Consider the following 16379-nt stretch of genomic DNA (forward strand, 5'->3'; position numbering starts at 1 on the left):
TATATTGCATTATCATGTTTCGTCGTAGAGACGGCAGGACACAAAATGTCCCGGGGACACTTCCCGCAGCTCCGGTATGTACCCGTCGCACGCGTCTGTTTTTTTGAAGCAGCGCGAGCAGAAACGGCAGCCCTCCGGGGGATTGATCGGGCTTGGCACATCGCCGGTCAGGATAATGCGCTGTTTGGATTTTGTCGGGCCAATAAATGGAATCGCAGAAAGCAGAGCCTGTGTGTAAGGATGGAGCGGGTTGGAATACAATTCCTTTTTAGGCGCAATTTCCACCAGTTTTCCCAAATACATAACGCCCACACGATCGCTGATGTGTTTCACCACGTTCAGACCGTGCGCAATAAACAGATAAGTCAGGCCGAATTCTTCCTTCAGTTCATCCAGAAGGTTCAGCACCTGTGCCTGAATCGAAACGTCCAGCGCGGAAACCGGCTCATCGCAGACAATCAGTTTTGGCTGTACGGCGAGCGCGCGGGCAATTCCGACACGCTGGCGCTGTCCGCCGGAAAACTCATGCGGGTAGCGGTTTCTCTGATGATTGGCCAGTCCGACACAGTTTAAAAGATAAGTGACCCTTTTTTCAATCTCATTGCTGGGAAGCAGCTTGTTGATTTTAATCGGCTCCGCAATGATATCACCAACGGTCATTCTCGGATTCAGTGAAGCGTAGGGATCCTGGAAAATCAGCTGAATATCCTTACAAAACCCACGCCGCTTTTCTTCGGACAGTTTCGTCAGGTCGGTACCCTCAAAAACGATCTCTCCGCGCGTGGGGGTGTAAAGATTCACCAGCATTTTTCCGATGGTGGTTTTTCCGCAGCCGGATTCACCGACAAGACCGAATGCTTCCCCCTTGTGAATAGAAAACGATACGTCGTCCACCGCTTTTAGAACGCTGGTCGGACGGCCGAAAAAGTCACTTTCCAGGTTGAAATATTTCGCAAGATTCTTGACCTCTACCAATACTTCACTCATGCTTTTCCGCCTCCTCTGGTTCATTTTCGTAAAGGAAGCAGCGTACCTTGTGACCGTTCCTTTCAATCAGCTCCGGCATTTCCCTGCGGCAGCGATCCATGCACTTATCACAGCGGTCGGAGAAAGCGCAGCCGGTCGGCATTTTCAGCGGGTTCGGCACCATGCCCTTAATCATATAGAGCGGCTCTTCGCTCTCATCCTCCAGCCGGGGAATGGAACGGAGAAGGCCGAGCGTATAGGGATGCATCGTCTCTTCAAACAGAGTTCTTACATCCGCTTCCTCTACAATTTTACCGCAGTACATGACGATGACACGGTCGGCCGCTTCCGACACGACGCCAAGGTCATGAGTGATGAGCAGAACGGCCATGTTGAATTTTTCACGCATATGGTAAAGAAGATCCAGAATCTGAGCCTGAATCGTCACATCCAGCGCGGTGGTGGGTTCGTCCGCAATCAGCAGCTCCGGACGGCACGAAAGCGCCATCGCGGTCATCACTCTCTGGCGCATACCGCCGCTCATCTGGTGCGGGTAATCTTTTGCGCGCTCCGCGGGGGAAGGAATGCCGACGATGTCGAGCATATGGACGGCGCGCTCCCAGGCTTCTTTTTTAGAGAGCTTCATATGTGTCATAATACTCTCCATGATCTGGTCTTTAATCCGGTATACGGGATTCAGAGAAGTCATCGGCTCCTGAAAGATCATGGAAATCTGGTCTCCGCGGATCGCCTGCATCTCCGACTTATTCTTTTTCAGAAGGTCTTCGCCCTTAAACAGGATCTCTCCCCCTGTTACTTCACCGGGTTCCTGTACAAGGCCCATAACCGAAAGGGAGGTCACGCTCTTTCCGGAACCGGACTCGCCCACAATTGCCAGGATTTCGCCTTTATTTAATGAGAAGCTGATATCGTCCACGGCTTTGACGGTGCCATGTTTCAGCTGAAATTCCGTTTTTAAATGGTTTACTTCAAGCAACATAAAACTTCACCGCCCCTAATTCTTTCTAAATTTCGGGTCAAGCGCGTCGCGCAGACCGTCACCAAGCAGATTAAACGCCAGAACCGTCAGGGTAATGGCAATGCCCGGGAAAATGAGCGTGTAGGGCGCGGTGAAGATAAAGCCCCTCGCTCTGCCTAACATATCGCCCCACTCAGCCGCCGGCGGCTGCACGCCAAGGCCCAGAAAGCCCAGAGCGGCGGTGTCAAGTACCGCGGTAGAGATACCCAGTGTTGCCCTGACTACAATGGAGGAAAGCACATTCGGAAGAATATGCTTAAAAATAATGCGGCTGTTTTTGTTTCCGATCACGCGCGCCGCCTGCACATAGTCGTTTTCTTTCACGGACAGAATACATCCGCGTACAATACGCGCGTATTCGGGGATGGAAACCAAACCGATGGCGATAACCGCCTTATCGATGCCCTTGCCCAAAGCCGCCATAAAGGCGATAGCCAGCAAAATAGATGGGATAGCCAGCATCATGTCCATAAAACGCATGATAATGGTATCTGTCTTTCCGCCGCTGTAACCCGCTATGGAACCCAGCACGACGCCAACCGTAAGGGAAATGGCGACCGCGCTCAGACCGACAGTCAAAGAAATCCGCGTACCGGCAATAATTCTGCTGAAAATATCACGGCCAAGCTGATCGGTTCCGAACCAGTGCTCGGCGCCCGGCTGCACAAAGCTCTTTGTCATGTCCGAAAAATTCGGATCATACGGCATAATCAACGGGCCAAAAATTGCGAGCAGCGCCAAAAAAGTGATAACAACCAAACCGGTAATCGCTGCTTTGTCCTCGCTAAGCGATTCCCACATCTCTTTTAACTGGGACTCCGGTTTTTCGAGAACGACGGCTGCCTGTGATGATTCTGTAGGCTGCTCTGCTTTCTTCTTTGTCATACAAGCTAACCTTCTTTCTTGGAAAATTTGATGCGTGGATCAATGAATGCGTAAACAACGTCTACGACAAGATTAATCAGTACGAAAATACAGGCAATCAGCAAAACCACACCCTGTACCACCGGAAAGTCCGATTTCAGGATGCACTCTACCGTATAATTGCCGATACCCGGCCAGGAAAACACCGTTTCCGTAAGAACCGCTCCGCCCAGAAGAGAGCCGAGTTGCAGGCCGATGACGGTGGTGACGGGGATCATCGCGTTGCGCAGCGCGTGGTGAGTAATCACTTTTCCTTCGGAAACACCCTTTGCCCGTGCCGTGCGTATGTAATCCTGATTCAGTGTTTCCAGCATGCTGGAACGGGTCATCCTGGTGATAATGGCCATGGAGTACATGCCAAGTGCCAGAGCCGGCAAAATCAGGTGCCTCAGCGCGTCGACGAAAGCCTCCGTATCCCCAATGGAAAGCGTGTCGTACAGGTAAAAGCCCGACGCCGCCATGGGCTGAAGAAGCGGATCGATTCTTCCTCCGGAAGGCAGGATATGCCATACCCCCGCAAACAGGATAATGAGCAAAATGCCCAGCCAGAAAATCGGCATGGAAACGCCGACCAGCGCGAGCACCATACCCGCATGGTCAAAAAAGGAGTTCTTTTTCACTGCGGAAATCACGCCGATGATGATGCCGAAAAGGGACGCGAAAATGATAGCGGCAATCGCAAGCTCGATCGTCGCCGGGAAACGAGAAAAAATCTCAGTTGTAACAGGAGTCTTTGTGTAGTATGAGGTTCCCAGGTTGCCGGTGACGGCGCCCTTGATAAAGTTAAAAAACTGGATGTAAAGCGGGGCGTTCAGACCGTTTGCCGCGCGCCACGCGTTGGCTGCTTCCACCGTCGCGTGCTGCCCCAGAACAATCGGAGCCGGATCCGGTGAAAATACCCGCATGATTAAGAACACAATGACAGAAACTCCCAGCAACACGGGAATCAGCATCAATATGCGCTTGACGATATACTTGAACATTTAAAACAACCTTTCGTTGCATCATAACAAACAAGGATGCCGGAAGTCGTAATGAACAACCTCCGGCAATTCATAGAATCATTTCAAACAGAAATCTGCGTTTTGTCTATAAACACCAGTTAGCCTTTGGAAACACCGGAAAGGAATACAACACCGGTCATGTGGTAGTAGAAATCTTTCACGTTGCTTCTGTAGCCGCAAAGAGTCTTGCCATGGGAAATCGGGAGCCAAACGGCGTCTTCGGCGGCTTTCTTTTCAAGATCCGTATAAATGTTGTTGCGCTCGTCGCCGGCCTTTGTGGCAAGTCCCTTGGCGATCAGTGCCTTGAAGTCGGCGTTGTCATAACGGGCAACGTTCATGGTCGGGTCTTTGTCAGCCATCAGATTCATAAAGTTATCCGGGTCGCCGTTGTCGCCTGTCCAGCCGTAGAAGCAGATGTCGTAATCACCGGCCTTGACCTTCTCTTTGTAGGTAGCCCAGTCATAAGCGTCGATCGTGGCTTCCACACCCGCGTTGCGCAGGTAGCCCTGAATAGCTTCTGCCAGCGCCTGGCCGTTTGCGGTGTTGTACGGTCTTGGATTGGTGTAGGTAATCATGTGAATGGTCTTTACGCCGGCAGCGGCAAGCGCGGACTTGGCAGCCGCCTGGTCAAAGGAAACCTGCTTGATGCTGTCGCTGTATCCGGGCATAAAGCTGGGCATAACGGAAGTTGCGGGATCCGCATAGCCCTGATACAGGCTCTTGACGAGCTCAGGAACATTGATTGCCTGAGAAACAGCCGAACGGGCTTTTACATCGGTGAAAGGAGCCTTGGTGGTGTTGTAAGCCAAGTAGTTGATGTTCATGCCGGGAGCTTCGTAAATCTTGTTTCCCGCGCTTTCAATCTGGCTTACGACTGTTGCGTCGATTCCGTCGATCATATCGGCTTCACCGTTGCTAAGGGCAACTACTCTTGCGGAGTTGTCTTTAATAAACTTGAAGATTACATTCTTTGTCAGAGCCTTGGTTCCCCAGTACTCATCGTTGCGTGTCAGAACAACGTTCTGGCCCTTGGTCCAGCTTACAAATTTGTACGGGCCGGTGCCGCAGGGATGCTCATTGACGTTGTTGCTGTTGTCCTGCAGGGCTTTGGGGCTGACCATCGGCGCGCCCAGGGACATGGCCAGGTTGTTCAGGAACGGAGTGCAGGCGGCTTTCATGTTGACTTTTACCGTGTTTGCATCCACAACCTCAACATCTTTGACAGAGCCGAACACAAATCCGGCATAGCCCATGTCTTCCGTTACTTTCGGAGGAATCTGGCGGTCAATGTTGAATTTAACGGCTTCCGCGTTAAAATCGGTGCCGTCCTGGAACTTTACGCCCTTTTTCAGGTGGAAAGTGTATGTAAGACCGTCGTCGCTGACATCCCAGGATTCAGCAAGGGAAGGAAGAACCTTTGTGGAGTCTTTGTCGTACTTGAGAAGACCCTCATAGATATTTACCATAATTTTTGCGGATTCACCGTCATCCACGAGTGCCGGATCCAGACCTCTTGGGTCGGAGCCCTGCGCGTAAATCAGGGTATCCTGTGCTCTGCTTTTGCCGGTATCCGCCGCAGATGCCGCGCCGCTCTGTGCCGGTGCGCTGCTCTTGCTGCCGCCCGAGCAAGCCGTCAGGCCAGCGCAGGCAATGACTGCCGCGAGAACCGCAGCCAGCAGTCTTTTACTCTTTTTCATCGTTAAAACCTCTCTTCAATCATTCTTTATCCGATTTTTGCTTTAACAGGGTTGCGCTTTTACAGAGTTGCACTGTTATGCTTTTCTGCCAAAACACTGTAAAGGGGAAAAGCAATAGGATAAAAAGACAGGCGCCTAACCCATTTCCGTCAAGCGCCTTTGCTTTAAACAAATTTATTCTATCATTTTATTTGCAAGTTTGCAAGAGGAAAGTTGCAGAATAATGCTGATAGTTTGTAGAAATAAGAGGTTCCTATGGGGCATTTGCACAAATTGCCGTAAAATATTCCTCTCAGATCGGTTTCGAGGATTTTTTCACAATCAAGCAATCCCGCAATTTTCCTGCATTTTTGGCGGAAAGACGCGGCATTTATTCACAATCAATATACAGAAACACTGATATCCGCCGCGGCTTTGGTCACCGGGTCGATGGCGTAAATCACCGCGGTTCCCCCGCTGACCGCCGTAATCTTGCCGGTGGAAGCGTCAACGGTGGCAACGCCTGTGGAAGAGGATACCCACACGAGGGAGGAAGCCTCCGCCTTACTCCCGTTCAGGGTAATATTGTCCGGCGTATATTCGCCGAATTTTGCGATTTTCACACTGCTCTGGGAAAACACCAGACCGGTCGAAGACACCGCGGGCGCCGCAGAGGTACCGGTTACGGTGACGGGCAGCGTCGCACTTGTCCAATCGCTTTCCGCAAGGGTTCTGTAATAGTACCGTATTTTGGTCGTACCGGCGGCAACGGCGGTGACGACCACATGGCCCTGTGTATCCGTGCTGGCCCGCACAACGCTGTCGTCGTCCACCCGTAAATAGATGACGCCAAAGTAAGCCTCGCTGACATAGCTGGTGTTTTGTACCAGCGAGATTTCGTTGAGTGTAACCGACGCGGCGCTGTTTTCGTCATTCAGCACGGAATCCGCAAAAGCGGCCGCTGAAAAACTCGCAAGCAGGATCGTCAGAATCGGGATCAGCACCGCGATTTTCCTATTTTTAAACATGGCAGTTGCCCTCCATTCTTCTTTTACTGAGCGGCTTCGTCTTCAAAAAGTTCGCCGTCGACAATATTGATTACCCGTTTTGCGTGGGAAGCTACATGCAGGTCGTGGGTAATCATGACAATGGTATTCCCCATCTCATTGAGCTGACTGAACAGCTTCAGCACTTCTTTGCCGGTTGCGGAATCAAGCGCTCCGGTCGGTTCGTCGGCAAGCAGGAGCTTGGGCTTTCCGACCAGCGCCCGGGCAATGGCAACCCGCTGCTGCTGGCCGCCGGACAGCTCATTCGGCTTGTGGTGAATCCTTTTGTCCATTTCCAGCATCTCCAGCTTTTCCATGGAGAGCGCCTCCGCCTTTTTGCGGGTTTCCCCTCGGATCAGAAGCGGGAGCATGGTGTTCTGCAGTACGTCGTACTTTTGTATCAGGTGATATTTTTGAAAGATAAATCCGATTTGCTGGTTTCTCAGGTGTGTCAGCTGCGCGTCGTTCATTTGATGAACCGGCTGTCCCGTCAGAAAATATTCTCCGTCCTGAAAGCTGTCCATGCAGCCGATGATATTCATCAGCGTACTTTTCCCAGAGCCGGAAGGGCCCAAAACGGCAAGATATTCGCCGGACTCCACATCGAGCGAAATATACTTGAGCACATCCAGCGTATCGCTGCCGACCTTATAGGATTTGTGAATTTGATTCATAGTAATGATATTTTCCATTTCAGGTACCCTTTCGGTTATTTTGAAACAACAGCCACCTTGACAACCGTCAGCGTTCCGTTGATTTCCTTCTGGGAAATCCGCAGCACCATTCCCGCGGTAATACTGGAAAACCCGCTGGTTCGTTTCACAGTTGTTCCCGCCGCGGCGGTACCGGCCGTTGTTTTCGTTGTGGAACCGGTTTTTGCCGAACCCGACCGGCTGCCGGCTGTTCCCGTTCCTGCCGCCGCGGCCGTACGCCCGGCTGCAGTTCCACCCGCCTGCGCGGTTCCCTGCTGAGCACCTGCCGTACCCGCTCCCTCTGCGCTTCCGGTTGCTCCCGTGCCACCCGTGCCGGAGCCAGAAAGGGAAAGGCCCACGGGAATCAGCAGCGTTTTTGTTTCGCCGGACGACATGAATTTACCCGAAGCCGTACCGCTTTCCCCCGACATGGTTCCAGTTTCCAGTTCCACTTCGTTCCCTACAATGGAAGTCACCTTCCCGATGATCTGATTCTGCGACTGCGTAGAGGAACCCCCCTGTGCACCGCTGTCTTTTACGCCCCCGCGCGTCCCTTCCTGCCGGTTTTCACGGTTCAGTCCGGATTGCGTTCCTTCTCCTGCGCTCTGTGATGTTTTCCCGGATGAACACCCGGTCAGGGCGGCAGCCGCAATCAGCAGAATCATCAGGAAGCATACTGCTCTTTTTATCATAAATGTCCCCTCCTTTTATTCCTGCTGCAAAGCTTCAATCGGTGTGAGCTGGGCCGCTTTGTAAGCGGGATAAAATCCAAAAGCCGTACCGGTCACCACCGCAAACGCCAGCGCTAAAACGCCGCTCACGGCGAGCGGTTCCACCGTCATGCCGGCCATGCGTACCGCCGGTACAAGGGCAAACCCGGCAATGACCCCGAGTACCCCGCCGAAAGTACTCATAAAGTTCGCCTCCACCAGAAATTCAAGCAGGATTTCCCGTTTGCTGCACCCGAGGGCCTTTAAAATTCCGATTTCCTGCGTGCGCTCTCTGACCGATACAAACAGCACGTTCATAATGCCGATACCGCCCACAATAAATACAATAATCGCCACGGCAATCAGCAGCATGGAAAGCGTGTTCGCCGAAGTGGTCGCCGCTTCCATTTCACTGCCCGCGTCCGTCAGGGTAAATCTTCCGCTCGGGTAATTTTCCGTCAGCACCGCCGTAATATTTGTCATAGCATCGGAAACCTCGTTTACATCCGAGGCGATTGCCGTAATAGAAGGGGTTGCCGTGCTGCCAAGTACGAATTTCTGCGCGGTAGAATAAGGAATGTAAATGGAATCGTCGGGGCTGACGCCGGAAGAGACCGTTCCCATTTCTGAAAGAACCCCGACCACCGTATAGGTTTTCCCCTCAATCGTCAGCACGTCGCCGTAGGCGGCGTAGGCACTGCCGAAAAGAGTTTTTGCCAGACTGTTTCCGATCACCGCGACCTTGCTCTTGCCGTCCTGATCGTCCTGTGTAATAAAATCCCCCTGCAGAAGCTCCAGATTGCTGATGTCCTGGTACTCCGGCAGACAACCGACAACCGTTTCATCCGTTTCCTCATCCAGATTATCCGTCAGAACCGCGCCGGTTCCGCTGATGACGATGGACGCGGAGGAAAGGTCGGGCACATAGCTGAGAATGTCGTCAACATCCGTGGTGGTAAGCGTTACCCCTTTTTGCCGGGTCATTCCGCCGCCGCCCATTTGACCGCCGGGCATCCCGCCGCTGCCGCCTGTGCTGCCGCTTCTCCGATTAGTGCTTCCGTTTCCGCCGAAACCTCCGCCGGCTGTGCCGCCGCCCATATCCCCGGGCGGCATCATGCCGGCCATTGCGTCGGCCATATCGGCCTCGGTGCTGACGGTGACGTTGATCGCGCCGACGTTCAGCGTCTTAAACTGCTCCTGAACATCGACTTCCCCGCCGTGTCCGATGGCGATCACCAGTACAATCGTCGCGGCGCCGACAATAATGCCGAGGGAAGTCAGCATCACCTTTGTTTTGTTTTCCATAATATTAATCCATACCAGATGAAGAATTTCGCTGAATCTCATTTTGTCACCGCACTTTCAACCAGTACAGTTTCTCCTTCTTTCAGGCCGCTCACAATCTCGACATACTGTCCGTTGGAAAACCCGGTTGTCACCGTTGTTTTGGTGGTGGTACCGTCCGCGTTTTTCACAAGCACGCTGGAAACACCGTTCTCAAAGGTAATCGCCTGATCGGAGACATAAAGAACATCTTTTTTCTGCTTTTTTATAAACTCGACTTCGCCGCTCATCCCTACAAAGACTTTCTTCGTGTTGGAGTCGGTCATCTTTGCCGTAACCGCGTAGGTAACGGAAGCAGACCCGCTGCGCGACGGGGAAGCGGCAATGCTCTCCACCGTGGCGGGGAAAGTCTGGCCTTCGTACGAGGTCAGCGTGATCTCCGCGTCCTGACCGATGGACAGGTCGGTGACATCCTCTTCCGAAAGAGAAACGGAAAGGCTGACCGCCGAGGTTTTGGCAATTGTTACAATGGCTTCGCCGGCCTTTACGTCACTCCCGTCGGTGTAGCCGACCGAAACGATGATTCCGTCACAGGGAGAGGTAAGGGTGCCGTCTCCGTTGATGACACTGTTGACATCGTCCAGCTCCCTTTGCAGACTGTCGTAGGTCTCCTGCTGGGTGGAAACCGCCTGCGCAAGCTGATTGACCGTTAATTCATAGGCGGATTCGGCGCCGGAGCCGTCAATCAGACTGCTCTGCAGAGTCTGCTCCGCTTCGCTCAGGCTGCCAGACGCAGATTTCTGTGCCTTTTCCAAGGCGTACTGCGCCGACTTTACCTCGCTTTGAAGCGAGGTTACCTTGGAGTCGATCTCATCGGAGGAAGCCGCTTCACTGTCGTCGTCGCTGGTGGAGCTTGAACCGTATTTGCTCCGGAAGGTTTCATTGAAATCGTCATAGGCAGAGGAATAGTTGTTATACTCCGCCGTATAAAGGGATACTTTCGATTCCAGCGATTCCTTTGCGGAAACCGTAGAGGCTATATAGTCGGCGTAATCGTTATAGGCGTCCTTGGCCGCGTCATATTCTGTTTCCGCCTCGTCCTCCCCGTCGTCCTGCGCCTTGGCCAGAACCCACGCGGAGTAAGCGGAATTCTTTGCGGATTCCAGAGAGCTGAGTCCGTCCAGAGCCGCTTTGTGGTCCTCTTCATACTGCTCCAGCTGATCCTCGTAGCTGCTCTTCGTCGTCTCTGTGTCGTCCCTCCAGGCTTTCAGCTGTTTCAGCTTGGCGTAATCCGCCGGGTAGCTTTTCTGAAGGGCAAGATATTTTGTAAGTTCGTCCTGTTTTTCCTTTAGATCCTCTTTGGCGGTGGCAATGCCGTTCTGAACCTCCGCCTTGGTCAGATATTCCTGCGTATAAGCATTGGCGGCATTTGACCTGCTCTTGTCATAAGTAACTTTAGCGGTTTTCAGTTTGCTTTCCTGATCGGCAACAGCCTGCTCAAGAGAAAGCTTTGCCTCCGCAAGCTTTGTGCGGGAATCCAGCGTCCCGTCGGTCACGCTGTTCTGATTAAGCTTTACCAGCGACTCGCCCGCTTTGACTGAATAACCCACTTTCACAAGGACGCTGTCAATGGTTACGTCCACCGGAAACGAAACCGTTTCCTCATCCAGTGCGACGGTACCGCTTTCGCTGGTTCCCACGGTCACGTCTCCCTTCGCAACCGTATACTCACGGTAGCTGGTAGTGTTTTGCGATGCCTTGATCTGATGCAGATACAGCAGAACCGTCGTCAGAACCGCTGCGCTCAACACAGTGCAGGAAGCAATGATAATGCACATTTTTTTGTGATTTCGAATCAAATCAAGTACTTTGCTTTTTATTTTGAGTACTTTTTCTTTCATAGGTGACCTCCCATTTCACGCCTATTCCCAGGCTCAGAGTCCGACTACATCCAATTATAGGAATTTAAACTTAAATAAAGTTTAAATTTCCTTCGTTTCACATAAATTTAAGCGCTCCTTCACAAGACCATCACATCAGAAAAAAGCGCTGCTGGTATAATATAGGAAAGACGGGCGGAGGTGTTCGGATGAAAATACTGCTTATTGAAAACAATAAAAAAACCGCGGACAAGATCGGAAGGCTGCTGAGCCGGAACCGTTTTGACTATTTTACCGCCTTTCGGGGTGAAAACGGCGCCGATGAAGCAATGAGCGGGATTTACGATGCAGTGATTCTGGACGTCGCCCTTCCGGACTGCAGCGGGCTGGACGTACTCCGACAGGTACGGAAATCGGGACACTCCGTTCCCATTCTGATGATTTCGCCGAAATGCGGCATCAGCGATAAAGTGCGCGGACTGAACAGCGGCGCGGACGACTTTCTGGAACGCCCTTTTGCGGATGCGGAACTGCTGGCGCGGCTCTGCGCCGTATCCCGCAGAAAGGGAGAAATGATTCCGGACAACGCGCTGTCCTTCGGCAAACTAAGCCTGAATCTGAGCACCTATGAGCTGTCCGACGCCGGGGGCCGCGTGCCCCTCTCCAATAAGGAATTTGAACTGATGAAATTTTTTCTGATGCAGGGGCACAACGTCAGCAGCAAGGAAAATTCACTGACAAAGCTGTGGGGATTTGATAACCCGACGGCGGAAAACAGCCTTGAAGTACATATTACCTATCTGCGCCACAAGCTGAAACAAATCCATTCCGGCATTCGGATTCACTGCATTAAAAATGTAGGCTACCAGCTGATACAAGCGGAAAATTAAAAGAGCAAGGCAATTGCCCTGCTCTTTTTGACTGTTTCGCATTTACTCTTTGATGATGTCTTTGACAACCTCGCCTGCCAGAATCAGCCCCGCCACAGAAGGAACAAAGGAAATGCTTCCCGGCACCTGACGGCGGATGGAGCATTTACGTTTTGTGCCCGGCGGGCAGATGCAGTGGTATTTACAGCTCGTGGCGTCGTCTTCAATGGGCGTCATCGGCGGCTCTTTGGAATACACCACCTTCAGCGAAGGGATATTCCGTTTACGCAGCTCGCTGCGCATTACCCTTGCGAGCGGGCAGACAGAGGTCTGGTAAATATCGGCGACCTCAAATTTTGTCGGGTCAAGCTTGTTCCCCGCGCCCATGCAGCTGATGATGGGAACACCGGCGGCTTTGGCCTTTTCAATCAGAATGAGTTTGGACGAAATGGTGTCGATCGCGTCCACCACATAGGAAAATTGGGACAGGTCAACGGTGTCCGCGTTTTCCCCCGTGTAAAACATCGGGAAAACCTCTACTCTGGCGGACGGATTGATTTCCAGTATCCGGTCGCGCATCACTTCCACCTTTGCCTTGCCGACCGTCTTGCGCGTGGCGATCAGCTGGCGGTTGATATTGGTAAGACAGACCTTATCGTCGTCAAAAAGCGCGATTGCGCCGATTCCGCTTCTTGCGAGCGCTTCCGCCGTGAAGGAGCCGACTCCGCCGATTCCGAACACCGCCACCGCGGATTCCTGCAACTTTTTCATTGCGGGCGCCCCCAGCAAAAGCTCCGTCCTTGAAAATTCATTTAACATTTCTTTCCCACCTGTATGTTCCGTAATAATCGATTTTATCATTGATTTCACGGAACAAATTATACCCTATCATCCGCCTGTTATCAATCAATTATTGAAATAAAACCTTTTCCTATTAAAAAAGTAATATATTGACATTTGTTTGCCGTAACAGTATTATGAAAAATAAAACAGAATTATCCGGTTAAATCCCGTTTAGCGGAAACCGGGCGGGAGAAGCGGAACAACCAGCGCATTGCGGAAAGGATGTAGAAAATGGATTTAAACATCACAAGGGATCAGGCCTGGTCCTTACTGACCGAATACAACAAGGACCCGTTTCACTTGAAGCACTCCCTCACCGTGGAGGGAACCATGAGGTATTTCGCGGATCTGCTAGGGTTTAAAGAAGAACAGGACTTTTGGGGAATCGTCGGGCTGCTGCACGATCTGGACTTTGAGCAGTATCCGCAGGAACACTGCATCCGTGAGCAGGCCATCCTGCGTGAAAAAGGCGTCAGCGAAGATATGATCCATGCAACCGCCAGCCACGGGTACCAGCTGACCGTCGATATCAAGCCGGAGCACATGATGGAAAAAGTACTGTACGCCACCGATGAGCTGACCGGTCTGATCGGCGCCGTCGCGCTGATGCGCCCCTCGAAAAGCGTACAGGATTTGGAGCTGAAATCGGTCAAAAAGAAATACAAGACACTGAGTTTTGCGGCGGGCTGCTCCCGGGAAGTAATCGGGCACGGCGCGGAAATGCTCGGCTGGGAGCTGGATTACCTGATTGAACAGACCATTCTGGCTATGCGTTCCTGTGAGGACACGGTGCAAGCCGTTTAAAGCTTTTCGTTTTTGACGACCCACCGCCACAGCACGGGCTGAATCTGCGGATAGGTAAGGTTTTGCGGCAGCGCCGCGCAAAATTGGATTTCGGCCATTTCCATATCGGCAGGCAAATCGGAAAGGGATTCCACCTGTGCGTAAAACAGCATGCCGTAAGTAGGTTTCGCATTATGTATCAGGTCGTCCTCCCCTTCCACCGAATAAATGCAGACGGGCTTGATCTGAAATTTCACCGCGCCTGTTTCTTCATACAGCTCCCGTTTCGCGGTGTCATGGATATCTTCGCCGTTCTCGCGGTGGCCTCCCGGAATCTCCCAGGTTGTCCGTTCTTTGTGGCGGCAAAGAATCCATTTCTCTCCCATGCGTGCCGCAATGACGGCATATTTAAGGCTGTCGTTCTTCACATAGTCCAAATCATGAAATCCTACTTTTACCATAAATCTTTTCCTCTTTTCAAAAATCGCTCCGTGCGGAACCCGCTGGTTCCGCACGGAGTCTTTTATTGCGACAGTTTTTGGTCCAGCTCTTTCAGATCGTAAATTGGGGGCGAGCAGGCGTTGTTTTGACAGATATAATAGGCGCTTTTCCCGTCCCTGAGCGAATATTCCCTCGTAAATTCCGCAAGCTTTGCCAGCTGCTCCGCATTTTCCGCACTTTTTACGAGTACGGTGGTGTTGGGCATTCTTTTTTTATGCAGCAGGGATTTGACCCGTTCAAAATCAGCGCCGTCCTTTACCACGCACACGATTTCCCTGGAAGGGTACAGCGCGGCCGTCATGGCCGTCAGCGCAAAGCTGTGCCCCGCCGGAAATTCCTGCGCGGCGCCCGCCATGAAGCGGAGTTGCTGATCCGCGGCCTCCTGCAGAGCCGGATTTCCGGTCAGCGCCGCCAGCTTAGTAAGGCAGAGGGACGCTGCAGAGTTGCCGGACGGAATCGCGCCGTCATAGGTTTCCTTCGGGCGGTAAATAAGCGCTTCCGCGTCGCTTGCGGAAAGATAAAAGCCGCCGCTTTCTTTATCATGAAACCGGTTCAGCATTTTCTGATTCAGTTCAGATGCCTGCTGAAGATAATCCACATCGTAGGTCGCGTCGTAAATGCTAAGCAAAGCCCATACGGTAAACGCGTAATCGTCCAGCCCGCCCATACCCGCGGCTTCTCCGTCACGGTAACGCACCCTTAGATCACCCTGCTCATCGGTCAGACTACTTTGAAGAAAACTCATTGCCTTTTCCGCCGCGTCAAGATAACGGTTATCCTCCAAAATCCGATAGGCATCGGCAAACGCCGTGATCATCAGCGCGTTCCAGGAGGTCAGGATTTTATCGTCCTTATGCAGCTTCGTACGCGTCAGGCGATATTCATACACCTTCGGAAGCAGCCGTTCGATTTCCTCATTCACACACTCGGCATTCGGGTTTCCGATCAGGTTCAGAATATTTTTTCCTTCAAAATTGCCCCCGGATGTCATACCGAAATACTCGATAAAAATGCGTCCGTCGTTTTCCCCAAAAAGGGAAACGATCTCATCCGGGGTAAAAACGTAGTATTTTCCCTCCTGACCGTCGCTGTCGGCATCCTGCGCGCAGTAAAAGCCGCCGTTTTCGTCGGTCATTTCCCGCAGAATATAGTCCATTGTCTTGACCGCGACCGTTTTATAGAAAACGTTTTGGGTAATTTGATACGCTTCCAGATACACCATAGTCAGAAGAGCATTATCGTACAGCATTTTTTCAAAATGGGGAACCAGCCATTTGTCATCTGTGGAATAACGGGAAAAACCGAAGCCCACATGGTCGAAAATCCCGCCGCGGTACATCTGCAGCAGGGTTTTTTCCGCCATCTGAAGAGTGTCCCCTTCTTTTTCCAGCATAGCATACTGAAGCAGAAACAGCAAGTTGTGCGGAGACGGAAATTTCGGGCTGGCTCCGAACCCGCCGTACTGACGGTCAAAGGTCTGCCGAAACCACGACCGGGCGGAAACCAGAAGGTCCTTTGTGAGCCTGCCCTTTTTTTTCACCGTCTGTCCCCGGAGCGCCATGGCAATGCGTTCGCCGGAACCAAGAAGCTCTTTCCGGTTTTCCCGCCATTGCTGCGCGGCAGAAGCAAGCAGATCCATCAGCCCGGGCATGGAATACCGCGACTCCTTTGGGAAATACGTTCCCGCGTAAAACGGCTTCTGATCCGGAGTCATCAGGATGGTCAGGGGCCACCCGCCGCTGCCGGTAAGCGCCTGACAGACCGTCATATAGACCGCGTCCACATCCGGCCGCTCTTCCTTGTCCACTTTGACTGCGATAAAATCGCGGTTCAGCGCCTGAGCAACCTCGTCGTCTTCAAAGCTTTCCCGCTCCATCACATGACACCAGTGACAGGTGCTGTAACCGATGCTGAGAAAAACCGGCTTATCCTCCGCTTGAGCTTTTGAAAAAGCTTCTTCTCCCCACGGGTACCAGTTCACCGGATTGTAGGCGTGCTGAAGCAGGTACGGGGATTTTTCACCGATTAAATGATTGGGTGTTTCTTTCATGGAGCATCCTCCCTTTAACGAAATGCGAATACGGTTATTGTTAGCCGCTGATTGCCGGATGATACTGTAAGCCTCAAAATTGCTCGCAGCAGATAGAACTGTATATAGCCGC

15 protein-coding genes are annotated in these 16379 nt (G+C 52.1%); 2 read left to right on the forward strand and 13 right to left on the reverse strand.

Annotated elements, in window-relative coordinates; translation table 11 throughout:
* Positions 1–12: 12 nt before the first annotated feature.
* From J5W02_RS05290 to J5W02_RS05335, 10 genes are all read right to left on the reverse strand, one after another.
* Positions 13–987: an ABC transporter ATP-binding protein gene (locus tag J5W02_RS05290; protein WP_219964639.1), complete on the reverse strand. Its 975-nt coding sequence runs from the start codon at positions 985–987 to the stop codon at positions 13–15.
* On the reverse strand, positions 980–1966 hold the full coding sequence (locus J5W02_RS05295) for an ABC transporter ATP-binding protein (RefSeq protein ID WP_219964640.1): 987 nt from the start codon (positions 1964–1966) through the stop codon (positions 980–982). Before J5W02_RS05295 ends, J5W02_RS05290 begins: the two co-directional genes overlap by 8 nt.
* A 15-nt stretch (positions 1967–1981) precedes the next feature.
* Entirely contained in the window at positions 1982–2890 is a 909-nt protein-coding gene (gene nikC / locus J5W02_RS05300; RefSeq protein WP_219964641.1) for a nickel transporter permease, read from the reverse strand.
* Positions 2891–2895: 5 nt separating this feature from the next.
* Positions 2896–3912: an ABC transporter permease gene (locus J5W02_RS05305; RefSeq protein ID WP_219964642.1), complete on the reverse strand. Its 1017-nt coding sequence runs from the start codon at positions 3910–3912 to the stop codon at positions 2896–2898.
* A 119-nt stretch (positions 3913–4031) separates the two neighbouring features.
* The gene (locus J5W02_RS05310; RefSeq protein ID WP_219964643.1) at positions 4032–5630 is read right to left on the reverse strand and encodes an ABC transporter substrate-binding protein; all 1599 of its coding nucleotides are present in this window, start codon (positions 5628–5630) and stop codon (positions 4032–4034) included.
* A 380-nt stretch (positions 5631–6010) separates the two neighbouring features.
* Positions 6011–6637 carry a hypothetical protein gene (locus J5W02_RS05315; RefSeq protein WP_219964644.1) on the reverse strand — a complete coding sequence of 209 codons (627 nt, stop codon included), beginning with the start codon at positions 6635–6637 and terminating at the stop codon, positions 6011–6013.
* 23 nt (positions 6638–6660) lie between these two features.
* Complete coding sequence (locus tag J5W02_RS05320; RefSeq protein ID WP_330659688.1) at positions 6661–7329, reverse strand: ABC transporter ATP-binding protein; 669 nt, start codon at positions 7327–7329, stop codon at positions 6661–6663.
* A 35-nt stretch (positions 7330–7364) separates the two neighbouring features.
* Positions 7365–8039, reverse strand: a complete 675-nt coding sequence (locus tag J5W02_RS05325) for a hypothetical protein (RefSeq protein ID WP_219964646.1) — start codon at positions 8037–8039, stop codon at positions 7365–7367.
* 15 nt (positions 8040–8054) lie between these two features.
* Positions 8055–9404: an ABC transporter permease gene (locus tag J5W02_RS05330; RefSeq protein ID WP_219964647.1), complete on the reverse strand. Its 1350-nt coding sequence runs from the start codon at positions 9402–9404 to the stop codon at positions 8055–8057.
* Positions 9401–11242 carry an efflux RND transporter periplasmic adaptor subunit gene (locus tag J5W02_RS05335; protein ID WP_219964648.1) on the reverse strand — a complete coding sequence of 614 codons (1842 nt, stop codon included), beginning with the start codon at positions 11240–11242 and terminating at the stop codon, positions 9401–9403. The genes J5W02_RS05330 and J5W02_RS05335 overlap by 4 nt, the downstream gene beginning before the upstream one ends.
* A 188-nt stretch (positions 11243–11430) precedes the next feature.
* On the opposite strand from J5W02_RS05335, the gene J5W02_RS05340 reads away from it, so the two are divergent.
* Positions 11431–12111: a response regulator transcription factor gene (locus J5W02_RS05340; protein ID WP_219964649.1), complete on the forward strand. Its 681-nt coding sequence runs from the start codon at positions 11431–11433 to the stop codon at positions 12109–12111.
* 42 nt (positions 12112–12153) lie between these two features.
* On the opposite strand, the gene J5W02_RS05345 is transcribed toward J5W02_RS05340, so the two are convergent.
* Positions 12154–12909, reverse strand: a complete 756-nt coding sequence (locus tag J5W02_RS05345; protein ID WP_219964650.1) for a tRNA threonylcarbamoyladenosine dehydratase — start codon at positions 12907–12909, stop codon at positions 12154–12156.
* 255 nt (positions 12910–13164) lie between these two features.
* Between J5W02_RS05345 and J5W02_RS05350 the strand changes: the two genes are divergently transcribed.
* Positions 13165–13737, forward strand: a complete 573-nt coding sequence (locus J5W02_RS05350) for a hydrolase (protein WP_219964651.1) — start codon at positions 13165–13167, stop codon at positions 13735–13737.
* On the opposite strand, the gene J5W02_RS05355 is transcribed toward J5W02_RS05350, so the two are convergent.
* Positions 13734–14177 (reverse strand): NUDIX hydrolase, encoded by a 444-nt coding sequence (locus J5W02_RS05355; RefSeq protein WP_219964652.1) that lies wholly within the window; start codon positions 14175–14177, stop codon positions 13734–13736. The genes J5W02_RS05350 and J5W02_RS05355 overlap by 4 nt on opposite strands.
* 62 nt (positions 14178–14239) lie before the next feature.
* Entirely contained in the window at positions 14240–16267 is a 2028-nt protein-coding gene (locus J5W02_RS05360) for a thioredoxin domain-containing protein (protein WP_219964653.1), read from the reverse strand.
* Between the last annotated feature and the right edge of the window lie 112 nt (positions 16268–16379).

Source organism: Caproiciproducens faecalis (assembly GCF_019448085.1).
Classification (GTDB): domain Bacteria; phylum Bacillota; class Clostridia; order Oscillospirales; family Acutalibacteraceae; genus Caproiciproducens; species Caproiciproducens faecalis.

What these genes read in the sequence shown, in the direction of transcription:
- J5W02_RS05290 (WP_219964639.1), bottom strand. Translation starts at nt 987, where the DNA reads ATGAGTGAAGTATTGGTAGAGGTCAAGAATCTTGCGAAATATTTCAAC.
- J5W02_RS05295 (WP_219964640.1), bottom strand. Translation starts at nt 1,966, where the DNA reads ATGTTGCTTGAAGTAAACCATTTAAAAACGGAATTTCAGCTGAAACAT.
- nikC (WP_219964641.1), bottom strand. Translation starts at nt 2,890, where the DNA reads ATGACAAAGAAGAAAGCAGAGCAGCCTACAGAATCATCACAGGCAGCC.
- J5W02_RS05305 (WP_219964642.1), bottom strand. Translation starts at nt 3,912, where the DNA reads ATGTTCAAGTATATCGTCAAGCGCATATTGATGCTGATTCCCGTGTTG.
- J5W02_RS05310 (WP_219964643.1), bottom strand. Translation starts at nt 5,630, where the DNA reads ATGAAAAAGAGTAAAAGACTGCTGGCTGCGGTTCTCGCGGCAGTCATT.
- J5W02_RS05315 (WP_219964644.1), bottom strand. Translation starts at nt 6,637, where the DNA reads ATGTTTAAAAATAGGAAAATCGCGGTGCTGATCCCGATTCTGACGATC.
- J5W02_RS05320 (WP_330659688.1), bottom strand. Translation starts at nt 7,329, where the DNA reads ATGAATCAAATTCACAAATCCTATAAGGTCGGCAGCGATACGCTGGAT.
- J5W02_RS05325 (WP_219964646.1), bottom strand. Translation starts at nt 8,039, where the DNA reads ATGATAAAAAGAGCAGTATGCTTCCTGATGATTCTGCTGATTGCGGCT.
- J5W02_RS05330 (WP_219964647.1), bottom strand. Translation starts at nt 9,404, where the DNA reads ATGAGATTCAGCGAAATTCTTCATCTGGTATGGATTAATATTATGGAA.
- J5W02_RS05335 (WP_219964648.1), bottom strand. Translation starts at nt 11,242, where the DNA reads ATGAAAGAAAAAGTACTCAAAATAAAAAGCAAAGTACTTGATTTGATT.
- J5W02_RS05340 (WP_219964649.1), top strand. Translation starts at nt 11,431, where the DNA reads ATGAAAATACTGCTTATTGAAAACAATAAAAAAACCGCGGACAAGATC.
- J5W02_RS05345 (WP_219964650.1), bottom strand. Translation starts at nt 12,909, where the DNA reads ATGTTAAATGAATTTTCAAGGACGGAGCTTTTGCTGGGGGCGCCCGCA.
- J5W02_RS05350 (WP_219964651.1), top strand. Translation starts at nt 13,165, where the DNA reads ATGGATTTAAACATCACAAGGGATCAGGCCTGGTCCTTACTGACCGAA.
- J5W02_RS05355 (WP_219964652.1), bottom strand. Translation starts at nt 14,177, where the DNA reads ATGGTAAAAGTAGGATTTCATGATTTGGACTATGTGAAGAACGACAGC.
- J5W02_RS05360 (WP_219964653.1), bottom strand. Translation starts at nt 16,267, where the DNA reads ATGAAAGAAACACCCAATCATTTAATCGGTGAAAAATCCCCGTACCTG.